Origin of the sequence: Pseudomonas sp. A34-9 (genome assembly GCF_029543085.1) — a bacterium.
Taxonomy (GTDB): Bacteria; Pseudomonadota; Gammaproteobacteria; order Pseudomonadales; family Pseudomonadaceae; genus Aquipseudomonas.
In genome coordinates, this window is record NZ_CP119967.1 from 20,872 (window position 1) to 40,517 (window position 19,646).

20 protein-coding genes are annotated in these 19,646 nt (G+C 60.0%); 13 read left to right on the forward strand and 7 right to left on the reverse strand.

The features are described from left to right. The first annotated feature begins 69 nt into the window (after positions 1 to 69). The 3 genes from P3G59_RS00095 to P3G59_RS00105 all read left to right on the forward strand — a co-directional run bounded on the left by P3G59_RS00095 (position 70) and on the right by P3G59_RS00105 (position 1,868). A complete protein-coding gene (locus P3G59_RS00095) occupies positions 70 to 627 on the forward strand; it encodes a DNA-3-methyladenine glycosylase I (RefSeq protein WP_277759966.1) in 558 nt (185 codons plus the stop codon). Between the two features lie 40 nt (positions 628 to 667). Next, positions 668 to 1,555, forward strand: coding sequence for a lysophospholipid acyltransferase (locus P3G59_RS00100; protein WP_277759967.1), 888 nt, complete (start codon positions 668 to 670; stop codon positions 1,553 to 1,555). Between the two features lie 73 nt (positions 1,556 to 1,628). Then, positions 1,629 to 1,868, forward strand: a complete 240-nt coding sequence (locus tag P3G59_RS00105) for a PilZ domain-containing protein (RefSeq protein WP_095119686.1) — start codon at positions 1,629 to 1,631, stop codon at positions 1,866 to 1,868. A 4-nt stretch (positions 1,869 to 1,872) separates the two neighbouring features. On the opposite strand, the gene P3G59_RS00110 is transcribed toward P3G59_RS00105, so the two are convergent. The 5 genes from P3G59_RS00110 to def form a co-directional block, all read right to left on the reverse strand. Continuing rightward, positions 1,873 to 2,187 (reverse strand): tetratricopeptide repeat protein, encoded by a 315-nt coding sequence (locus tag P3G59_RS00110; protein WP_277759969.1) that lies wholly within the window; start codon positions 2,185 to 2,187, stop codon positions 1,873 to 1,875. A gap of 123 nt (positions 2,188 to 2,310) precedes the next feature. Beyond that, positions 2,311 to 3,687, reverse strand: coding sequence for a Trk system potassium transporter TrkA (gene trkA / locus P3G59_RS00115; protein ID WP_007911861.1), 1,377 nt, complete (start codon positions 3,685 to 3,687; stop codon positions 2,311 to 2,313). A 22-nt stretch (positions 3,688 to 3,709) separates the two neighbouring features. Continuing rightward, on the reverse strand, positions 3,710 to 5,020 hold the full coding sequence (gene rsmB / locus P3G59_RS00120; protein WP_277759970.1) for a 16S rRNA (cytosine(967)-C(5))-methyltransferase RsmB: 1,311 nt from the start codon (positions 5,018 to 5,020) through the stop codon (positions 3,710 to 3,712). Beyond that, positions 5,017 to 5,976 carry a methionyl-tRNA formyltransferase gene (fmt, locus tag P3G59_RS00125; RefSeq protein WP_277759971.1) on the reverse strand — a complete coding sequence of 320 codons (960 nt, stop codon included), beginning with the start codon at positions 5,974 to 5,976 and terminating at the stop codon, positions 5,017 to 5,019. The genes rsmB and fmt overlap by 4 nt, the downstream gene beginning before the upstream one ends. 56 nt (positions 5,977 to 6,032) lie before the next feature. Further along, complete coding sequence (gene def / locus P3G59_RS00130; protein ID WP_085696605.1) at positions 6,033 to 6,539, reverse strand: peptide deformylase; 507 nt, start codon at positions 6,537 to 6,539, stop codon at positions 6,033 to 6,035. A gap of 160 nt (positions 6,540 to 6,699) precedes the next feature. On the opposite strand from def, the gene P3G59_RS00135 reads away from it, so the two are divergent. The 8 genes from P3G59_RS00135 to P3G59_RS00170 all read left to right on the forward strand — a co-directional run bounded on the left by P3G59_RS00135 (position 6,700) and on the right by P3G59_RS00170 (position 14,885). Then, the gene (locus P3G59_RS00135; protein ID WP_277759972.1) at positions 6,700 to 7,725 is read left to right on the forward strand and encodes a LysM domain-containing protein; all 1,026 of its coding nucleotides are present in this window, start codon (positions 6,700 to 6,702) and stop codon (positions 7,723 to 7,725) included. A gap of 80 nt (positions 7,726 to 7,805) precedes the next feature. Continuing rightward, entirely contained in the window at positions 7,806 to 8,906 is a 1,101-nt protein-coding gene (dprA, locus tag P3G59_RS00140; RefSeq protein WP_277759973.1) for a DNA-processing protein DprA, read from the forward strand. Positions 8,907 to 8,961: 55 nt separating this feature from the next. Next, positions 8,962 to 9,519, forward strand: a complete 558-nt coding sequence (locus tag P3G59_RS00145) for an L-threonylcarbamoyladenylate synthase (RefSeq protein ID WP_277759974.1) — start codon at positions 8,962 to 8,964, stop codon at positions 9,517 to 9,519. 271 nt (positions 9,520 to 9,790) lie between these two features. Continuing rightward, the gene (locus P3G59_RS00150) at positions 9,791 to 10,459 is read left to right on the forward strand and encodes a hypothetical protein (protein WP_277759975.1); all 669 of its coding nucleotides are present in this window, start codon (positions 9,791 to 9,793) and stop codon (positions 10,457 to 10,459) included. Beyond that, positions 10,437 to 11,171 carry an iron-containing redox enzyme family protein gene (locus P3G59_RS00155; protein ID WP_277759976.1) on the forward strand — a complete coding sequence of 245 codons (735 nt, stop codon included), beginning with the start codon at positions 10,437 to 10,439 and terminating at the stop codon, positions 11,169 to 11,171. The genes P3G59_RS00150 and P3G59_RS00155 overlap by 23 nt, the downstream gene beginning before the upstream one ends. Positions 11,172 to 11,213: 42 nt before the next feature. Then, positions 11,214 to 12,308 (forward strand): DUF3419 family protein, encoded by a 1,095-nt coding sequence (locus P3G59_RS00160; protein WP_277759977.1) that lies wholly within the window; start codon positions 11,214 to 11,216, stop codon positions 12,306 to 12,308. Continuing rightward, a complete protein-coding gene (locus tag P3G59_RS00165) occupies positions 12,305 to 13,573 on the forward strand; it encodes an aminotransferase class I/II-fold pyridoxal phosphate-dependent enzyme (RefSeq protein ID WP_277759978.1) in 1,269 nt (422 codons plus the stop codon). The genes P3G59_RS00160 and P3G59_RS00165 overlap by 4 nt, the downstream gene beginning before the upstream one ends. Then, a complete protein-coding gene (locus P3G59_RS00170) occupies positions 13,563 to 14,885 on the forward strand; it encodes an AMP-binding protein (protein ID WP_277759980.1) in 1,323 nt (440 codons plus the stop codon). Before P3G59_RS00165 ends, P3G59_RS00170 begins: the two co-directional genes overlap by 11 nt. Before the next feature lie 35 nt (positions 14,886 to 14,920). Here the strand turns inward: P3G59_RS00170 and P3G59_RS00175 are convergent, their stop codons facing one another. Then, positions 14,921 to 15,898, reverse strand: coding sequence for an NADPH:quinone reductase (locus tag P3G59_RS00175; RefSeq protein ID WP_277759981.1), 978 nt, complete (start codon positions 15,896 to 15,898; stop codon positions 14,921 to 14,923). Positions 15,899 to 16,047: 149 nt separating this feature from the next. Here P3G59_RS00175 and hemF point away from each other — a divergent pair, with 149 nt between their 5' ends. Both hemF and aroE read left to right on the forward strand, forming a co-directional pair. Further along, entirely contained in the window at positions 16,048 to 16,962 is a 915-nt protein-coding gene (gene hemF / locus P3G59_RS00180; protein ID WP_277759982.1) for an oxygen-dependent coproporphyrinogen oxidase, read from the forward strand. Positions 16,963 to 16,971: 9 nt separating this feature from the next. Next, a complete protein-coding gene (aroE, locus tag P3G59_RS00185; protein ID WP_277759983.1) occupies positions 16,972 to 17,793 on the forward strand; it encodes a shikimate dehydrogenase in 822 nt (273 codons plus the stop codon). A gap of 114 nt (positions 17,794 to 17,907) precedes the next feature. Here aroE and P3G59_RS00190 read toward each other — a convergent pair whose 3' ends face one another. Continuing rightward, positions 17,908 to 19,476 carry a SulP family inorganic anion transporter gene (locus P3G59_RS00190; RefSeq protein ID WP_277759984.1) on the reverse strand — a complete coding sequence of 523 codons (1,569 nt, stop codon included), beginning with the start codon at positions 19,474 to 19,476 and terminating at the stop codon, positions 17,908 to 17,910. Positions 19,477 to 19,646: the final 170 nt, after the last annotated feature.

Here is a 19,646-nt window from a genome sequence, read left to right on the forward strand (position 1 = left end):
TTTCTTGGGCTGCGATTTAAAGAGCGGGAGTATACCCGATTCAGTCGCACCTCCACCCCCTGGAGCCTTATGCCACGCTGCTTTTGGTGTACCGAAGATCCGCTGTACATGGCTTATCACGATCAGGAGTGGGGCACGCCGCTACGCGATGCGCAGGGTTTGTTCGAGTTGCTTTTGCTCGAAGGGTTCCAGGCCGGGCTTTCCTGGATCACCGTGCTGCGCAAGCGCGAGCGTTATCGCGAGGTGCTGTTCGGCTTCGACGTACAGCGCGTGGCGCAGATGAGCGACGCCGAAATCGACGAATTGATGCTCGACCCGGGGATCATTCGCAACCGCCTGAAACTCAATGCCGCCCGGCGCAACGCCCAAGCCTGGCTGGCGCTGGAGGATCCGGTGGCGTTCCTCTGGTCGTTCGTCGGTGACCAACCGATCATCAATCATTTCAAGGATCGCAGCGAAGTCCCGGCGATCACCCCCGAAGCGGTGGCGATGAGCAAAGGCCTGAAAAAGGCCGGGTTCACGTTTGTCGGCCCGACCATTTGCTACGCACTGATGCAGGCCTCGGGCATGGTCATGGATCACACTCAGGATTGCGACCGCTACGCGCAGCTCGCCAACGGCGGTTAGAATGGCCGCCTCGCGCACCGCACAAGATCAGGAGTGACCTGTGGAAAAGTTTAAAGGCGCCTTGCTGGTAGGCGCTCTGCGGCTATTTGCCCTGCTGCCATGGCGGGCCGTGCAGGCCGTGGGTTCGGCGATCGGCTGGATCATGTGGAAAACCCCCAACCGCTCCCGCGACGTGGTGCGGATCAACCTCGCCAAATGTTTTCCACAGATGGATGCCGCCGAACGTGAGCGTCTGGTCGGGCAGAGCCTGAAAGACATCGGCAAGTCGCTGACCGAAAGCGCCTGCGCGTGGATCTGGCCGGCGCAACGCTCGATCGATCTGGTGCGCGAAGTCGAAGGCCTCGACGTCCTCAAGGATGCGCTGGCCTCCGGCAAAGGCTTAGTCGGCATCACCAGCCACCTGGGCAACTGGGAAGTGCTCAACCACTTCTATTGCAGCCAGTGCAAACCGATCATTTTCTATCGCCCGCCCAAGCTCAAGGCTGTGGATGAATTGCTGCGCAAACAGCGCGTGCAACTGGGCAACAAAGTCGCCGCATCGACCAAAGAAGGCATCCTCAGCGTCATCAAGGAAGTGCGCAAAGGTGGTGCAGTGGGCATCCCCGCTGACCCGGAACCGGCCGAATCCGCCGGGATCTTCGTGCCGTTCTTCGCGACTCAGGCGCTGACTAGCAAGTTCGTGCCGAACATGTTGGCTGGCGGCAAAGCCGTTGGCGTGTTCCTGCATGCATTGCGCCTGCCCGATGGGTCTGGCTACAAAGTGATCCTCGAAGCCGCGCCAGAAGCCATGTACAGCACCGATACCGCCGAATCCTGCGCAGCGATGAGTAAAGTCGTCGAGCGTTATGTGGCGGCGTATCCGAGTCAGTACATGTGGAGCATGAAGCGCTTCAAAAAGCGTCCGCCGGGCGAAGAGCGCTGGTATTGAGCTGATTGGCATGATCTGTGGATAACCTGATTGGCGAAGTTATCCACAACCGTTCATCAAAGGGCGCAACAAGATGTCCGAACAACGCAAATCCTTCCGCATCAAGATCACCCACGACAGCTTTGGCGAGTGCCTCGGGCAGACGCGCAATTTGTCGCCCACCGGGGTATTTGTGCAGCATCCGGTGTTGGCTTCTTTGCCCAAAGGCGCGGTGGTTTACGGCCAGGTGCAGGGTTTACCCACAGGCGCGCCGCGGGTGCGGATGGAAGTGGTGACGGTAAATGCCGAGGGCATTGGCCTGCGGTACTTGTAAAAAGTTACTGCGCCTGACGATCGAGCTTCTTCAAGAACACCGTCATTTCCTTCTCGGCCTGCTTGTCGCCATGGGCGCGCGCGGCATCCAGCCCTTGTTCCCAGGCCTGACGCGCGGCGGCGTGATCGCCCAGCGCCAGATGCGCCTTGCCCAATAGCTTCCACGCTGCTGAATACTTCGGATCGAAACCGACACAGCGCTGGAAGTGTTCCGCGGCTTTGGCGTTGTCCCCAAGATCCAGATAGCCTTTGCCCAGGCCGAAGCGCAGCAATGAGTTATCCACACCCTTGGCGAGCATTTTTTCCAGGGATTCGAGCATTTTTTGCACCCTCGCTTCAGTCTGATCGTTCCCACGCTCTGCGTGGGAATGCCTCAATGGACGCTCTTGGGACGCAGAGCGTCCCGGGCTGCATTCCCACGCGGAGCGTGGGAACGATCAACCTCAGAAAAAGCTCAGGCCCACATGAAACAGCTTCTCCACATCGCGAATATGCTTTTTATCCACAAGGAACAGAATCACATGGTCGCCTGCTTCGATCACCGTGTCGTCGTGGGCGATTATCACCTGTTCATTGCGAATCACCGCGCCAATCGTGGTACCCGGCGGCAGGCCGATTTTCTCGATCGGTTTGCCGATGACTTTGCTCGATTTCGCATCACCGTGGGCAATCGCCTCGATCGCTTCCGCTGCACCGCGACGCAATGAATGCACGCTGACGATATCGCCACGGCGCACGTGGGCCAGCAGCGTGCCGATGGTCGCCAGTTGCGGGCTGATGGCGATGTCGATGTCGCCGCCCTGAATAAGGTCGACGTACGCCGGGTTGTTGATGATCGTCATGACCTTTTTCGCCCCCAGCCGTTTGGCCAGCAGCGACGACATGATGTTGGCTTCGTCATCGTTGGTCAGCGCGAGAAAAATGTCGGCATCGGCGATGTTCTCTTCCAGCAGTAAATCACGGTCGGAAGCGCTGCCCTGCAACACCACGGTGCTGTCGAGGGTGTCGGAGAGATAGCGGCAACGCGCCGGGCTCATCTCGATGATCTTGACCTGATAACGGCTTTCGATAGCCTCGGCCAGGCGCTCGCCGATCTGCCCGCCACCGGCGATGACAATACGTTTATAGGTTTCGTCGAGACGGCGCATTTCGCTCATCACCGCGCGAATATTCTCGCGAGCGGCGATGAAGAAGACTTCGTCATCGGCTTCGATCACCGTGTCGCCTTGCGGCAGGATCGGCCGGTCGCGGCGGAAAATCGCGGCGACGCGGGTTTCGACATTCGGCATGTGTTCGCGCAACTGCCGTAGTTGCTGGCCTACCAGCGGGCCGCCGTAATAGGCGCGCACCGCCACCAGTTGCGCCGCGCCTTCGGCGAAATCGATCACCTGCAAAGCGCCGGGATGCTGGATCAGGCGCTTGATGTAGTTGGTCACCACTTGCTCGGGGCTGATCAACACGTCCACCGGAATCGCTTCGTTCTGGAACAGTTGCTCTTCGCGATTGAGGTAGGACGCTTCGCGCACCCGGGCGATTTTGGTCGGGGTGTGGAACAGCGTATGGGCGACCTGGCAGGCGACCATGTTGGTCTCGTCGCTGTTGGTTACCGCGACCAGCATGTCGGCGTCGTCGGCACCGGCCTGCCGCAGCACCGATGGCAGCGAGCCACGGCCCTGCACGGTGCGGATGTCGAGGCGGTCGCCGAGGTCGCGCAGGCGCTCGCCATCGGTATCGACCACGGTGATGTCGTTGGCCTCGCTGGCCAAATGCTCGGCCAGCGAACCGCCGACCTGTCCCGCACCGAGGATGATGATTTTCATCCAGTCACTCCGTTGAATCCGTTTAGCCGCGCGCGGCAGCGATCTTGATCAGCTTGGCGTAGTAGAACCCGTCATGCCCGCCCTGCTGGGCCAGCAATTGGCGACCATGGGGCTGTTTGATCCCGGCGGTGGTCGCTAGATCGAGTTCGCGGGCACCCGGCGTGCGCTCGAGGAACGCGGCAATGACCTCGGTGTTCTCGGTCGGTAAGGTCGAGCAGGTGGCGTACAGCAGGATCCCGCCCACTTCGAGGGTTTTCCACATGGCGTCGAGCAGTTCGCCTTGCAGCTGCGCGAGGGCGACGATGTCGTCCGGCTGACGGGTCAGCTTGATGTCCGGGTGGCGGCGGATCACGCCAGTGGCCGAACACGGCGCGTCGAGCAGGATGCGCTGGAACGGTTTGCCGTCCCACCATTTCTCGGTGTCGCGACCGTCGGCGGCGATCAGTTCGGCATTCAGACCAAGGCGTTCGAGGTTTTCTTTCACTCGCACCAGACGCTTGGCTTCCAGATCCACCGCCACCACGCCGGCCAGCGCCGGTTCGGCTTCGAGGATGTGGCAGGTCTTGCCGCCGGGCGCGCAGCAGGCGTCGAGCACGCGCTGGCCCGGCGCCAGATCAAGCAGATCGGCGGCCAGTTGCGCGGCCTCGTCCTGCACGCTGATCCAGCCTTCGGCGAAACCCGGCAGGCTGCGTACGTCGGCAGCGGCTTCGAGAATGATGCCGTCGCGGCTGTACACACATGGCGTTGCGGCAATCCCGGCCTCAGTCAGCAAGCCGAGGTAAGCGTCGCGGCTGTGATGGCGGCGGTTGACCCGCAGGATCATCGGCGGATGCGCATTGTTCGCTTCGCAAATGGCTTCCCACTGTTCTGGCCAGAACGCTTTCAGGGATTTTTGCAGCCAGCGCGGGTGGGCGGTGCGCACCACCGGATCACGTTCCAGTTCGGCGAAAATCGTTTCACTTTCGCGCTGGGCGTTGCGCAACACGGCGTTGAGCAGGCCCTTGGCCCACGGCTTTTTCAGCTTGTCGGCGCAACCGACGGTTTCGCCGATGGCGGCGTGGGCCGGCACGCGGGTGTAGAGCAATTGGTAGAGGCCGACCAGCAGCAGCGCTTCGACATCGGCGTCGGCAGCCTTGAACGGTTTCTGCAGCAGCTTCTGCGCCAGTGCCGATAGGCGTGGCTGCCAACGCGCAGTGCCGAACGCCAGATCCTGAGTGAAACCGCGATCGCGATCCTCGACCTTGTCCAATTGCGTCGGCAGGGAGCTGTTCAGCGAAGCCTTGCCGCTGAGGACGGCAGCGAGAGCCTTGGCGGCGGCCAGACGCGGGTTCATTGCGCGTCCACCGCTGCGCCGAGCACGGTGCCGACGGCGAATTTCTCACGACGGCTGTTGAACAGGTCGCTGAAATTCAGCGCTTTGCCGCCGGGCAATTGCAGACGGGTCAGGCACAGCGCCTGTTCACCGCACGCGACGACCAGGCCGTCCTTGCTGGCGCTGAGGATTTCACCCGGCGCGCCTTTACCGTCGGCAAGCGTCGCCGCCAGCACTTTCAGCGCTTCACCGTTGAGGGTGCTGTGGGTGATCGGCCATGGGTTGAAAGCGCGCACCAAGCGTTCCAGCTCAACTGCCGGACGGCCCCAGTCGATGCGTGCTTCGTCTTTGTTGAGTTTGTGCGCGTAGGTGGCGAGCTCGTCATTTTGCACTTCACCTTCCAGCGTGCCAGCGGCCAGACCGGCAATCGCTTGCACCACCGCCGGTGGCCCCATCTCGGCGAGACGGTCGTGCAGCGTGCCGCCAGTGTCTTCGCCGCTGATCGGCGTGACGACCTTGAGCAGCATCGGCCCTGTGTCGAGGCCGGCCTCCATGCGCATCACCGTTACGCCGCTTTCGGCGTCACCGTGTTCCACGGCGCGTTGAATCGGCGCCGCACCGCGCCAGCGTGGCAGCAACGAGGCGTGACTGTTGATGCAACCCAGACGCGGAATATCCAGCACCACTTGCGGCAGGATCAGGCCGTAGGCGACCACCACCAGCAAGTCCGGCTTCAGCGCGGCCAGTTCAGCCTGTGCATCGGCGTTGCGCAAGGTCGGCGGCTGCAACACCTGGATATTGTTTTCCAGGGCCAGCTGTTTGACCGGGCTCGGCATCAGTTTTTGCCCGCGACCGGCCGGACGATCCGGTTGGGTGTAGACCGCAACGATCTCGTAGGGGCTGTTCAGCAGGGCCTTGAGGTGTTCGGCGGCGAATTCCGGGGTGCCGGCAAAAACGATGCGCAGTGGCTCAGTCATGAAGGAGTCTCATAAAAAGAAAAAGGCTTGCCGCAGCAAGCCTTTGAAGAGGGGCATCAAGCGTTCTGGCGGTGCTGCTTTTCCAGTTTCTTCTTGATCCGGTCGCGTTTGAGCGTGGACAGGTAATCGACGAACAATTTGCCGTTGAGGTGGTCGCATTCGTGCTGGATGCACACAGCAAGCAGGCCCTCGGCGATCAGCTCATAGGGCTTGCCGTCGCGGTCCAGCGCCTTGATCCTGACCTTTTGCGGGCGGTCGACGTTTTCGTAGAAACCCGGTACCGAGAGGCAGCCTTCCTGGTATTGCTCCATTTCGTCGGTCAGCGATTCGAACTCGGGGTTGATGAACACCCGGGGTTCGGTGCGGTCTTCGGAAAGGTCCATCACGACGATACGTTTGTGCACGTTGACCTGGGTCGCGGCAAGGCCGATGCCCGGCGCTTCATACATTGTTTCAAACATGTCATCGACCAACTGACGCACTTCGTCGTCCACTACAGCCACAGGCTTGGCGATAGTGCGCAGACGCGGGTCCGGGAATTCGAGGATGTTTAAAATGGCCATAGGCTTTGATTGCTGCACACGTTGAGTAAAGTCGGGCGATGGCCTGGCAGGTCCGAAGATGCAGGCTACCGTTGTGAAGCGTAGCTTGTGCATTTTGCACAAGCGAGCCACGGGGGCTCTGACGGTTCACGCGAATGCATATGATAAAGGGATTCACTGCATGAGGAAAACACTACTCGCCCTGCTGCTGTTGGCCTCGGCCGGCGTGGCGCAAGGGCAAGTGCAACTCAGGGATGGTTTTCCACAGCAATACACGGTGGTTTCGGGGGACACACTCTGGGACATATCCGGCAAATACCTGCGCGAGCCTTGGCAGTGGCCACAACTGTGGCGAGCCAATCCGCAAATCGAAAACCCCGACCTGATCTATCCCGGCGACACGCTGACGCTCAGTTACGTCAACGGCCAGCCTCGCCTGATGCTCAATCGCGGTGAATCGCGCGGCACCATCAAGCTCTCGCCACGGATCCGCACCAGCCCGGTGGCCGAGGCGATACCGAGCATTCCGCTGAAATCGATCAACAGTTTTCTGCTGAGCAACCGTATCGTCGACAAGGTCGAGGACTTCGACAAGGCGCCGTACATTGTCGCCGGTGACGCCGAGCGTGTGCTTAGCGGTACCGGTGACCGGATCTTCGCGCGCGGCCATTTCGACCCCGATCAACCGGTCTACGGCATCTTCCGCCAGGGCAAGGTCTACACCGATCCGCAGACCAAAGAGTTTCTCGGCATCAACGCCGACGACATCGGCGGCGGTGAAATCGTCGCGACCGAAGGCGACGTTGCCACCCTCGCCCTGCAACGCACCACGCAGGAAGTACGCCTCGGCGACCGTTTGTTCAGCGGCGAAGAGCGCTCGATCAACTCGACCTTCATGCCCAGCGCACCGACCACCAGCATCAACGGCGTGATCATCGACGTGCCACGCGGCGTTACTCAGATTGGCGTGATGGACGTGGTGACCCTGAACAAAGGCAAGCGCGACGGGCTGGTGGAAGGCAATGTGTTGGAGGTGATGAAAACCGGCGAAACCGTGCGTGACCGCATTACCGGCCAGCCGCTGAAAATTCCCGATGAACGCGCCGGGTTGCTGATGGTGTTTCGCACCTACGACAAACTCAGCTACGGCCTCGTTCTCAATGCTTCACGCTCGTTGGCGGTGCTCGACAAGGTACGAAATCCGTAAGCTTGCTTAACAAGTTACCAACAGAGTTATCCACAGCTTGTTCCGAATGGTTCGGGACTTATAACGATCAAGGATGATCCATGATGCTGTCTGTCTGCACGCCGGTTTCGCCGGCGGAACTGGAAGCGCGTCTGCGCCTGCATCGCCTGCCGGAAATCGGTCCGAAGCGGTTTGCCAAATTGCTCGAAGCCTTCGGCTCGGCATCAAAAGCCATCAGCGCGCCAGCGAGTGCCTGGCGCTCGCTGGGCATGCCGGCGGCCTGCGCCGAAGCGCGACGCTGTCCTGAGGTGCGCGATGGCGCGAGCCATGCAATGCGCTGGCTAGAGCGTTCGGATCATCATTTGCTGATGTGGGATCAGGCGGATTATCCGGCGCTGCTGGCGCAGATTCCTGATCCGCCGCCTTTACTATTTGTCGCTGGCAACCCACAGATTCTGGAAAAGCCGCAACTGGCGATGGTCGGCAGCCGCCGCGCTTCGCGCCCGGGAATGGATACCGCGGCAGCGTTTTCGCGCTGCCTTGCCGGGGCTGGTTTTGTCATCACCAGTGGCTTGGCGCTAGGCATCGATGCCGCTGCGCATCAGGCGGCACTTGATGTCGGTGGCTTGACCGTCGGTGTGTTGGGTACCGGCCTGGAAAATTTTTATCCACAGCGCAATCGGCGCCTGGCTGAGGCGATGATCGCGTCCGGCAGCGCGGTGCTTTCGGAGTTTCCGCTGGATGCCGGGCCGGTGGCGAGCAACTTTCCGCGTCGTAACCGGATCATCAGCGGATTGTCGCTGGGAGTGCTGGTGGTCGAGGCCAGCGTCGCCAGCGGTTCATTGATCACTGCGCGGCTGGCAGCGGAACAGGGGCGCGAGGTGTATGCGATTCCCGGCTCGATTCATCACCCCGGCGCGCGCGGTTGTCACCAATTGATTCGCGACGGTGCGGTGTTGGTGGAAACCATCGAGCACATCCTCGAAGCCCTGCGTGGCTGGCAGCATTTGCCGTTGTCCGCAGACCCAGCGAAAGTCGATCATCCATTGCTCATATTGCTGCATGCCGCGCCGCACACCAGCGAAGGATTGGCCGACAGTAGCGGCTGGGCGTTACCGAAAGTGCTGGCAGCCCTTACCGAACTGGAAATGGACGGCCGCGCGGTATGCGAAAACGGTCGCTGGTTGGCCAGGACAAGCTAGGTTTTACAAGGAAGATCGGTAAACTGCGCGAAACCTGATTGCGGAGAGTTTTTTCATGGTCAACAGTTGGCGTGTGCAACAAGCCGCACGAGAGATTCGCGCCGGGGCGGTGATTGCCTATCCAACCGAAGCCGTCTGGGGGCTGGGTTGCGACCCGTGGAACGAAGAGGCAGTGGATCGATTGCTGGCGATCAAGAATCGTTCGGTGGTCAAAGGGTTGATTCTGGTTGCCGACAATATTCGCCAGTTCGACTTCCTGTTCGAAGACTTCCCGCCAGAGTGGATCGACCGCATGGCCAGCACCTGGCCGGGGCCGAACACCTGGCTGGTGCCGCACCAAGGCTTGTTGCCGGAATGGGTCACCGGCATGCACGACACCGTGGCGCTGCGGGTCAGCGATCATCCGCAAGTGCGCGATCTGTGCTCGATGGTCGGGCCGTTGATTTCGACCTCTGCCAACCCACAGGGTCGCCCGGCGGCACGTACGCGTTTACGAGTTGAGCAATATTTCCGTGGGCAAGTGGATCTGGTGCTGGGCGGCAGCCTCGGCGGTCGGAAAAACCCTAGCGTCATCCGCGATCTTGCGACGGGCAAGGTCATTCGCCCCGACTGACCTGTTCTCTGCCCCATCTGCTTTTGAACTCCTCGACTGCATTGGCGAGGAGTTTTTGCCTGTCTGCGATTTATCCCTGAAGTTGCTGCGTAACTTAAACACGGTGTTGTTTATGTTTTCCCTTTGTGTGTCAGATGAATCGATAAGTTATAAGTTTCAGTAATTTTTCCCACGTCATTATCAGACGTCGCGCAGTGGCGATATTTTCAAAAGCATCCATTATTTCAATGCGCTCAGAGAACTTCGATAAGTTAACGTCTGCGGAGAAAGAATGGATACTACGAACTTGCAACTCAAGGATTATCTGCAGGGGCTTCAGAAGGCACTTTATAAGCAACACGCTGATCATCGAATCGTTATTCTTGATACGGGGGCGGATACCCGCGAATTTGAACAGTTCATTGGCCGGCAGTTTCGTCTTCGATTAAAGCATTACATGCTGACGTCCAGAGCCCGGGCACTTGAGTCGAGGCTGGCGATTTCGTCGCGCAGTACGCATTTTTTGTTGTACCAGCGTGATCAACTGACGGCGGTCATGAGAGTGACGCCCTCGCCATTCGAATGGGCATCGCTGGCGCACCAGCATGTCTCGCCGACCGTGGCGCTGGCGCAGCATGTCGAGTTCAGTCGCCTGATTACCCATTCGCAACAACACCGGCCGGTGCCGATCAATGCACTGCTTGCCGCCGCCACCGAATGGGCGATCGACCGCGATTACCAAGGTGTCACAGCCTTGTGCAGATCGCCACAGCGACGACTTTTCCAGCGTTTTGGCCTAACCCCGATTACCTCCAATTCACTTCATATCGAACATCGCGCTCGCGGCGATTATTGGCTGCTGTCTGCACAGTGGCGGCAAATCCTCACAGCGCTCCAACAACCCTTTCCCATGAATACCCACTACCCGGAGAGTCGCGATGAATGCGTCCGTCAGTTTTGAACAACAGTTAATCCTGCTCGATCAACGAATCGAAAAGGCATGGGCCGATATTCTGGATAATTCACGGCTGGTCAAGGCCATTCGCGAGGGCAGTGTTTCCAGAGCGTTATACGCGATCTACATGATCGAAACCTTTCATTACACCGCACACAATGCACGAAATCAGGGTTTGGTCGGTGTGCGCCATGCCGATAATCCTGTTTATGCAAAGTTCTGTTTTGAACATGCAGCGCAAGAGGTGGGTCATGAAAAAATGGCCCTGCATGATGTCATGAGTCTTGGCTTGAAAAATGAAGCATTTGATATACCGCCGGCACTTCCTGAAACCGAAGTGTTGATTGCTTATTTGTACTGGATTTCTTTTACCGGCAATCCATTACAACGACTGGGATACAGTTACTGGGCGGAAAACGCCTATCGCTTCATTACTCCGCTAATCGAACGTTTGAGCGAAACACTGGCTTTGAAGCCAGCACAATTAACGTTCTTCATTGCTCATTCAGATATCGATATCGAGCACTTCAACGAGATCAAACTCATCCTGCAGCGTACCTGTAAGCGCCAGGCTGACTGGGATGCCATTGCCACGGTGATGGAAACCAGTCTGCGCCTGACCGGCAACATGCTCGAGGCCGTTTATGAACAGTATGCAGCGTGGCAAAACGGGCTGGCGCCCCGCTACGAATTCCTCCATGCCCTGGATAAATCATGAAGCCTTCACGATCATCTTCGCGCCGCACCGGTGGAGGTGGCGATGGCTGATTACTTCGAGCGGTTGAACTATGCGCTGGGGGATGAAGACACGGCGCTTGAGTACGCCATTCTGCCCGAACATGCCAGGCACGTAGTGGCGGTTGCCGGTTGTGGTGGGCGGGTGCTTCCGTTACTGGCCCGCCATCCGGCTCGCATGACGTGCGTTGATATCAGTGCGCCGCAACTGGCGTTCACCCGCTTGCGGTTTGCGCTGCTGGGGCAAACCGATCACCAGTCGTTCATGGATTTCATGGGCTACCGGCCGGATACGTCGGTAACACGGCGCAAATCCATATTTCGCCATTTGGACCTGCCCCCACTTGATCGCCGCTGGCTGGCGGACTTGTTTCATTCCCGTCATTGGCAAGCGCCGGTTTACCAGGGAGCCTTCGAGCAGACCCTGCAGCGATTGGCGAAGGTCAACGGACTGTTCACCGGCAAGGCGGGCCGAGGGATTTTCCAGTTCCGCGATCTGGCTGAACAATCGGCTTATTACCGAAGCCACTTCCCGCTCAGGCGCTGGAAAGCCGTGGTCGCATTGTTGGGAAATGCGGCGGTGCTCAACTCGCTTCTTTACCGGGGGGCATTTCCCCGCAACAACCTGGGGATCAGCTCCCGTGAGGTCTATCTGGAGCTGTTCCATACCTTGTTTACCACTCAGGTCGTGCGCGAAAGCTTTTTCCTGCAAATGCTGTTCTTCGGTGAACTGCGATATCCGCAAGGCTTTCCGCTCGAGTGTGATCCGCAGCTCTTCCAACAGGCTCGCAAGGCGCTCCGGGAGTGCGAGTTGAACGTGGTGCAGGGCGATATTTTCGACTGCGTTGCCACCTGCCGGGACATCGATTTTGTCTCGCTTTCGGACGTGCCTTCATTCCTGCCGGCAAAGGTCGGCATTGATGTTCTGCAGCGACTCCGGCCCGCTCTGAGCGAGGATGCATTGACGGTTATTCGTGGCCATTTGCATGTGGTCAGACCCCATTACGAAGGGTTTTGCGACGTCTCCGCTGAGTATCAGGAAGCAATCGCACGAGAAAAAACCCAACTCTGGCGAGTACAGGTCTACCGCCAGACATCACCTGTGCAGGTATCTCGATGAATACACCTCACCCGACCGTCAATTGGGTCAAGAACCGCGTGCGTCAGGCGCGTGACGATCAGCAGCAATTGTTCGAGGCCGGACTCAATGGCCTGAAACTGGAAAAGCGCGAAGGCAAGGTCATTGAGTTGGGTAGCGGCGAGCAGTTGACCGAATTTCTTTCATGTTCCTATCTGGGACTTGAGAACGATCCCCGCTTGATTCAAGGCGCAGTGCAAGCCGTCGAGTCCTTTGGTGTGCAGTTCGCTGCCGCCCGCACCCGCGCGCTGCTACCGCCGATGCGTGAACTCGATGAACAGTTGAACCGCATATTCCAAGGGCATACGGTCACGTTCAACTCGGTGGGCAGTGCCCATCTTGGTTGTTTGCCGCTATTGGGTTCCGGTGAGCTGCCGTCGTATCCCCTGCGTCGTGCCCCGTGCTGGATCGTTGATCGGGCGGCCCATGCATCGATGCAAGTCCTGCAAGGCATTCTGTGGCAGTTCGGACCCGTGCAGCGCTGCGATTGCAGCGATCTCCAGCAAGTCGAAGACGCCTGCTCCAGCGCTGTCGCTGCCGGCAATACGCCCATTATCCTGACTGACAGCATTGGCTCGATGCGGGGGCTTTATCCCGTCAATCGACTGCTGCAACTGGCAGAGCGTTTTGAAGGTTATCTGTATGCGGATGACGCTCACGGCACGTCGATCCATGGCCAGAACGGGGGCGGTCATGCACTGGATGTCGCCGCTGAGCCGTTGCGTGATCGTTTGATCCTGCTGTCGTCATTGTCCAAGGCCTTCGGTGCAACCGGCGGTGCGATTACCGTGCTGACGGCGGCCGATGCCGAGATGATCCGCCGCCATGCGTCCACTTATACCTTCGGTGGTCCGCTGTCCATGGGGGGTGTCGGTGCGGCAGTCGCCTCGGCGAGAATCCATCTTTCTGCGCAGTTGGGCCGATTGCAGGCTTCGCTGTGGCGAAATACACAGGTCATTGACGATCTGCTCGGGCCGGTGCTGGGCAACCACCAGATCGCTTCACCCATACGTTTCATCCGGGTCGGCGCCGAGCGTGACGCCATTGGTCTGGCGTTGCACTTGCGCCGGCACGCGATCGCAGTCACCACGGCCTTGTTTCCGGTGGTGGCCAAAGGTGAAGCCATCCTGCGACTGGCCATCAGCGCGAATCACAGCCAGGCCCAACTGGAACATCTGGCCAGCGCGGTCAGTGACGGGTTCGCTGAGCTGGGTATTCGTCAGGGAGAACCGCCTCATGCGCAGTGACTCAATGATGCATGCCGGTTCCATGGCCGTTCACGCGGCAGCAACAGAGGCCTTTGCGAACAAGTTGGCCCATGCGCAGTCGCTGCCATGGTTTTGCACGTTGTGTCCGCAGATTCGCTGCGTACAGAGCGCGGAGGATCTGCATCGTTTGCCGATCCTGGCTGTGGAGGACGAACAGGGCGGATTGCTGTTTAGCCACCTCGGCGAAGCGTCACACCGTGTGCCGGGTGGTGGGGTGACCCTGACCTCGGGTGGTAGCACCGGTCACCGCAAGCACATCACTCATTCCTGGGTGTTCAACGAAAGCATCGTACCCCTGGGGGCGCGAATGTTCGGTGCGACCGATGAACTCCCCCGTGTCGTCATCAATTGCCTGACGCCCGGTGAAATGCAAGGTGCTTTCCACTATGCGGCGGCTATCGTCCAGCACATCGGCGCGCGCCTGCTGCCTGCTGGTGCGCTGATGGGGATGCAGCGCATAGCCGGACTGATTCAGTCACAAGCGGTCGATGCGCTGATCTGCACCCCTTCTTTTGCAGCGGCGTTGTTCAATCATGTCGATGTCGATGAGCTGCAGTTGAGCAGTTTGAGATGGCTCTACTACATTGGCGAACCCTGCCGTCAGCCGCTGCGTGAGCAACTGGCCCGGGACTGGCCCGCCCTGAACATACGATCGTTGGGTTATAGCTCGACGGAGACCGGTCCAATCGGTTTCCAGTGCGCTTACCTTGAGCACGGGTGCTACCACCTGCATGCGGACGCCATGCTGCTTGAAGTGGTGGATCCCCTGACCCTGCGAGCGCTGCCCGACGGTGAAACCGGTGAGTTTCTGCTGACGCCTTTGCTGCCCGATCACGTGCCGTTGCTGCGATATCGCATTGGCGACCGTGGCCGAATACTGGGCAGGCAATCAAGGTGTGCCTGTGGCAGTGCTCTGCCAGTACTAGTGCTGGAGGGGCGAGTCGAAGCCACGATCAAGCTGGGCGGTGCGATCATCACTCAGCGTCAGGTTCTGAACGTGCTCGCCGAGGCGTTGCCCGAACTGCACACGTCGGATGTACAGGTGCAGATTGATCGACAGATCGACGGTGCGCACGTGCGGCTTGTCATCGCTCAGGACAAATTGCCGGCCGGTGCAGAACGCACTTTCGAAGAGGCTTTGCGCAACGAGGCGCAGGCGAGCGCATTGCTCGGATTGCCCGGTGTGCTGGGCTTGCAGGTGCGGCGTTTGCCTCGGGGTGAATTTGAAACCAGCATGGCCGGTAAAACACCGTTCTTCGTTGAGTTGCGAAGCGCTCCGGACAAGTCATGAAGACTGGTCCGGGGGCTTCGGTTGCTGGCTGCGTGTCAGGGCAACAGGACGGTGGAACCGGTGGTGCGGCGTGCCGACAGTTCGGTTTGCGCCTTCGCCGCATCAGCCAGTGGATAACGCTGGCTGATGTCGACGTTCAACTTGCCGCTGATGATCATCTCGAACAATTCATCGGCCATCCGCTGCAGGTTTTCGGCATTGTTGGCATAAGTCGCCAGTGTCGGCCGGGTGACGTAGAGCGAGCCTTTGGCGGCAAGAATGCCCAGATTGACCCCGTCCACCGCGCCGGAAGCATTACCGAAGCTCACGACCAGACCGCGCGGCGACACGCTGTCGAGGGAGGTCAGCCACGTGTCCTTGCCTACGCCGTCATAGACCACCGGGACTTTCTTGCCGTCGGTCAACTCCAGCACGCGTTGCGCAACGTTTTCGTGGCTGTAATCGATGGTTGCCCAGGCGCCATTGGCCTTGGCCAGTTCGGCCTTCTCTTTGGAGCTGACGGTGCCGATCAGCTTCACGCCCAACGCTTTGGCCCATTGGCAGGCGAGCGAACCGACGCCACCCGCCGCGGCGTGAAACAGAACGGTTTCGCCACCCTTGAGCTCATAGGTCTGGCGCAGCAAATATTGCACGGTCAGGCCTTTGAGCATGACCCCGGCAGCCGTTTCGAAACTGATTTCGTCGGGCAGGTGCACCAGATTGTCCTGGGGCAGCACATGCAATTGGCTGTAAGCCCCCAACGGGCCGCTGCCGTACGCCACGCGATCACCGACCTTGAAGCGGGTGACGTCGCTGCCCACGGCATCGACGATGCCCGCACCTTCAGCGCCCAGGCCGGACGGCAAGGCTGGCGGCGCATACAGGCCGCTACGGAAATAGGTATCGATGAAGTTCAGGCCGATGGCCTTGTTGGCCACGCGCACCTGATTCGGGCCGGGGGTGGCGGGTTCGTAGTCAACATATTCGAGCACTTCGGGGCCGCCGTGGGCGCGGAACTGGATACGCTTTGCCATTTGCCTGCTCTCCTTGGGTCTTTCGTGAGCCCCCTATCCAACTCCCATGCTTGATCTTCGTCAACTGCGGCGCGCCAGCCTCCGGTGGTATGCTACGCGCCCATTTGCGTCGCCCGCCTGCGGGGCGCCGCCCGATTCAAGGTGAAGCCATGACGACCCGCACCGACGCCGTAAAGGCCTATCTGCTCGACCTGCAAGACCGCATCTGCGCGGCTCTCGAAACCGAGGACGGCGGCACGCGCTTCGTCGAAGACGCCTGGACCCGGCCCGCCGGCGGTGGCGGTCGCACCCGCGTGATCGAGAACGGCACGGTGATTGAAAAGGGCGGCGTCAACTTTTCCCACGTCTTTGGTAGCGGCCTGCCGCCTTCAGCCAGCGCCCATCGCCCGGAATTGGCCGGTCGCGGTTTCGAAGCGCTTGGCGTGTCGCTGGTGATCCACCCGCACAACCCGCATGTGCCGACGTCCCACGCCAACGTGCGCTTTTTCATTGCCGAGAAGGAAGGTGAAGAGCCGGTCTGGTGGTTCGGCGGCGGCTTCGACCTGACCCCGTACTACGGCAATGAAGAGGACTGCATCCACTGGCACCGCGTTGCCGAGCAGGCCTGCGCGCCCTTCGGGTCGGACGTTTATCCGCGCTACAAGGCCTGGTGCGACACCTACTTCCACATCAAGCATCGCCACGAGCCGCGCGGTATCGGCGGCCTGTTCTTCGATGACCTGAATGAGTGGGACTTCGATACCAGCTTCGCTTTCATGCGCGCCATCGGTGACGCTTACATCGACGCGTATCTGCCGATCCTGCAGCGCCGCAAGCACGATGCGTTCACCGCTCAGCAGCGCGAGTTCCAGGAGTTCCGCCGTGGCCGCTACGTCGAGTTCAACCTGGTTTACGACCGTGGCACGTTGTTTGGCCTGCAATCGGGCGGGCGTACCGAATCGATCCTGATGTCGCTGCCGCCGCAAGTGCGTTGGGCCTACAACTGGAAGGCTGAGCCCGGCAGTGAAGAAGCGCGCCTGACCGAGTACTTCCTGCAAGATCGCGACTGGCTGGCCCAGAACTGAGGATTTCTGATGGATCGTTACGTCGTTTTCGGTAACCCGATCGGCCACAGCAAATCGCCGATGATTCACACACTGTTCGCCGAGCAGACGGGTCAGAGCCTCGACTACAGCACCCTGCTGGCGCCGCTTGATGATTTCGCTGGCTGCGCCACGGCGTTTTTCCAGGAAGGTCGCGGTGCCAACGTTACCGTGCCGTTCAAGGAAGACGCGTATCGTCTGGCCAACAGCCTGACCGCCCGCGCACAAAGGGCCGGTGCGGTGAACACCTTGAGCAAACGGGCGGACGGCTCGCTGCTGGGTGATAACACCGACGGCGCCGGACTGGTGCGTGATCTGACGGTGAACGCCGGGTTCAGCCTGACCGGCAAACGCATCCTGCTGTTGGGCGCCGGTGGCGCAGTGCGTGGGGCGTTGGAGCCATTGCTGGCTGAAAAACCGGCATCGCTGATCATCGCCAATCGCACGGTGGACAAGGCTGAGTTGCTGGCGGAATTGTTCTGCGATCTGGGACCGGTGTCGGCCAGTGGTTTCGACTGGTTGCGTGAGCCGGTGGACGTGATCATCAACGCCACGTCGGCGAGTCTCACCGGCGATGTACCGCCGATCGCGTCGAGCCTGATCGAGCCGGGCAAGACCCTGTGTTACGACATGATGTACGGCAAGGAGCCGACGGCGTTCTGCCGCTGGGCCAGTGAACATGGCGCGGCGGTGTCGATGGATGGCTTGGGGATGTTGGCGGAGCAGGCCGCCGAGGCGTTTTACTTGTGGCGCGGCGTGCGCCCGGACACTGCGCCAGTACTCGCCGAACTACGCCGCCAGCTAGCGCAATAATCCTTGTAGGAGTGAGCCTGCTCGCGATAGCGGAGTGTCAGATAAAAATGTTTCAACTGACACTCCGCTATCGCGAGCAGGCTCACTCCTACAGGGTTATGCGGTGTTATCAGATCAGTCTTCAAACCGGATCGGGCATTTCTCCGGCCCTTCAAGCTTCCTCAACTCCTCCACCACCTGCGGCCGCGCCCGGCGCAAGGTCAGGCTGCGGTTCTGGCTCAACAACCGCCGCGCCTCCTGATGCAGCATCTCCACCCCTGAGTAATCGATGAAGTTGATCTGCTGCGCTTCGATCACCACTCGCGCGCCGTGCATCCGTTGCAGACGCACCTGCAGGTAATGGCTGGCGCCGAAAAAGATCGAGCCGCCGACCCGCAACACATCGTCCTCACCATCGCGCCAATGCTGCACCCGTGGTTGCGAAGTGCGCTTGAGGTAGAAGAACAGCGAGGCCAGCACGCCGGCATAAATGGCCGTCTGCAATTCCAGCAACAATGTCGCGAGGCAGGTCAGGGCCATGACCACGAACTCGGCGCGGCTGACCCGCAGCAATGAGCGGATGCCACGATGATCCACCAGCCCCCAGGCAATCAACAGAATGCTGCCCGCCATCGCCGGGATCGGAATGTGTGAAATCAGCCCCGCGCCGAAAATCGCAAACAACGCCACCCAGATCGCCGAAAACACCCCGGCCAATGGCGAACACGCGCCCGCTTCGTAACTGAGGCCCGAACGGGTGAACGATCCGGCTGACAGCGATCCGGCAAAGAACGCTCCGACAATATTCGACAAGCCCTGCGCACGGACTTCCTGATTGGCATCGAGCAACTGCTGCGAGCGCGCCGAAATCGACCGGGCAATCGACAGACTGGTGACCAGCCCGAGCATGCCCACCGCCACGGCACTCGGCAGCAACCGCAGAATCAAATCCAGATCCAGCGGCAACGCACTAAATGGTGGCAACCGACCAACGAATGCGCTGACCAGATGCACATGACCGAACATCGCCGGCCACAGCCATACCAGCAGACTGGCCAGCACCAGCGTGATCAGCAGCGTCGGCCAGCGTGGCAGCAATTGTTTCAACACCACACCGACAACTACCGTCGCCACACCGAGCAGCAACGAAGGTTTATCCACAGCCCTGAGGTGTTGCAGCAGATCCATCAGGCTAGCCAGTGCCGTGGCTTTCGCCGGCAACTCCAGCCCCAACAGATTCGGCAACTGCCCAATGGCAATCACCACCGCCGCGCCGAGGGTGAAACCGAGCACCACCGAATGCGAGACGAAATTCACCAACGCACCGAAACGCAGCAAACCGAGCAGCCACTGGAATATCCCCGCAAGCAAGGTCAGCAGCAGGATCAGGGTGATGTAGTCCTGCGAGGCGGGAACCGCTAACGGACTGACACTGGCAAACAGCACAATCGAAATCGCTGCCGTGGGGCCACAGATCAAATGCCATGACGAACCCCACAGGCAGGCGATCAGCACCGGGATGATCGCGGCGTAGAGTCCGTATTCGGGTGGCAGGCCGGCGATCAATGCGTAAGCAATCGACTGGGGTAGCGCGAGAATTGCGCCGCTGAGGCCGACGATCAGATCCCGTCCGACGCTGGCGCGGGTTTGCCGCGGTAGCCAGGTGAGGAAAGGGAAGAGAGAGTGGCGGCTGGGGAAGGCCATGTGTCCTCGCGGTTGGGGTTTTGTTCAAGGTTATCAGGGTGCCAGGGGAAAGGCCCCTCACCCTGGCCCTCTCCCAAAGGGAGAGGGGACTGACCGAGGTGTTTGGACTGGCTACATCGACCTGAGAAATCAGCGTCGAACTCAGGTCTCGAATCCAACGACGATCGGCT

Excerpts from the sequence above, each read along its gene's own strand:
- trkA (WP_007911861.1), bottom strand. The coding sequence starts at position 3,687 with ATGAAAATCATCATCCTCGGTGCGGGACAGGTCGGCGGTTCGCTGGCC.
- fmt (WP_277759971.1), bottom strand. The coding sequence starts at position 5,976 with ATGACTGAGCCACTGCGCATCGTTTTTGCCGGCACCCCGGAATTCGCC.
- P3G59_RS00155 (WP_277759976.1), top strand. The coding sequence starts at position 10,437 with ATGAATGCGTCCGTCAGTTTTGAACAACAGTTAATCCTGCTCGATCAA.
- P3G59_RS00105 (WP_095119686.1), top strand. The coding sequence starts at position 1,629 with ATGTCCGAACAACGCAAATCCTTCCGCATCAAGATCACCCACGACAGC.
- P3G59_RS00110 (WP_277759969.1), bottom strand. The coding sequence starts at position 2,187 with ATGCTCGAATCCCTGGAAAAAATGCTCGCCAAGGGTGTGGATAACTCA.
- P3G59_RS00170 (WP_277759980.1), top strand. The coding sequence starts at position 13,563 with ATGCGCAGTGACTCAATGATGCATGCCGGTTCCATGGCCGTTCACGCG.
- hemF (WP_277759982.1), top strand. The coding sequence starts at position 16,048 with ATGACGACCCGCACCGACGCCGTAAAGGCCTATCTGCTCGACCTGCAA.
- def (WP_085696605.1), bottom strand. The coding sequence starts at position 6,539 with ATGGCCATTTTAAACATCCTCGAATTCCCGGACCCGCGTCTGCGCACT.
- P3G59_RS00145 (WP_277759974.1), top strand. The coding sequence starts at position 8,962 with ATGGTCAACAGTTGGCGTGTGCAACAAGCCGCACGAGAGATTCGCGCC.
- rsmB (WP_277759970.1), bottom strand. The coding sequence starts at position 5,020 with ATGAACCCGCGTCTGGCCGCCGCCAAGGCTCTCGCTGCCGTCCTCAGC.
- P3G59_RS00165 (WP_277759978.1), top strand. The coding sequence starts at position 12,305 with ATGAATACACCTCACCCGACCGTCAATTGGGTCAAGAACCGCGTGCGT.
- P3G59_RS00190 (WP_277759984.1), bottom strand. The coding sequence starts at position 19,476 with ATGGCCTTCCCCAGCCGCCACTCTCTCTTCCCTTTCCTCACCTGGCTA.
- dprA (WP_277759973.1), top strand. The coding sequence starts at position 7,806 with ATGATGCTGTCTGTCTGCACGCCGGTTTCGCCGGCGGAACTGGAAGCG.
- P3G59_RS00095 (WP_277759966.1), top strand. The coding sequence starts at position 70 with ATGCCACGCTGCTTTTGGTGTACCGAAGATCCGCTGTACATGGCTTAT.
- aroE (WP_277759983.1), top strand. The coding sequence starts at position 16,972 with ATGGATCGTTACGTCGTTTTCGGTAACCCGATCGGCCACAGCAAATCG.
- P3G59_RS00150 (WP_277759975.1), top strand. The coding sequence starts at position 9,791 with ATGGATACTACGAACTTGCAACTCAAGGATTATCTGCAGGGGCTTCAG.
- P3G59_RS00160 (WP_277759977.1), top strand. The coding sequence starts at position 11,214 with ATGGCTGATTACTTCGAGCGGTTGAACTATGCGCTGGGGGATGAAGAC.
- P3G59_RS00135 (WP_277759972.1), top strand. The coding sequence starts at position 6,700 with ATGAGGAAAACACTACTCGCCCTGCTGCTGTTGGCCTCGGCCGGCGTG.
- P3G59_RS00175 (WP_277759981.1), bottom strand. The coding sequence starts at position 15,898 with ATGGCAAAGCGTATCCAGTTCCGCGCCCACGGCGGCCCCGAAGTGCTC.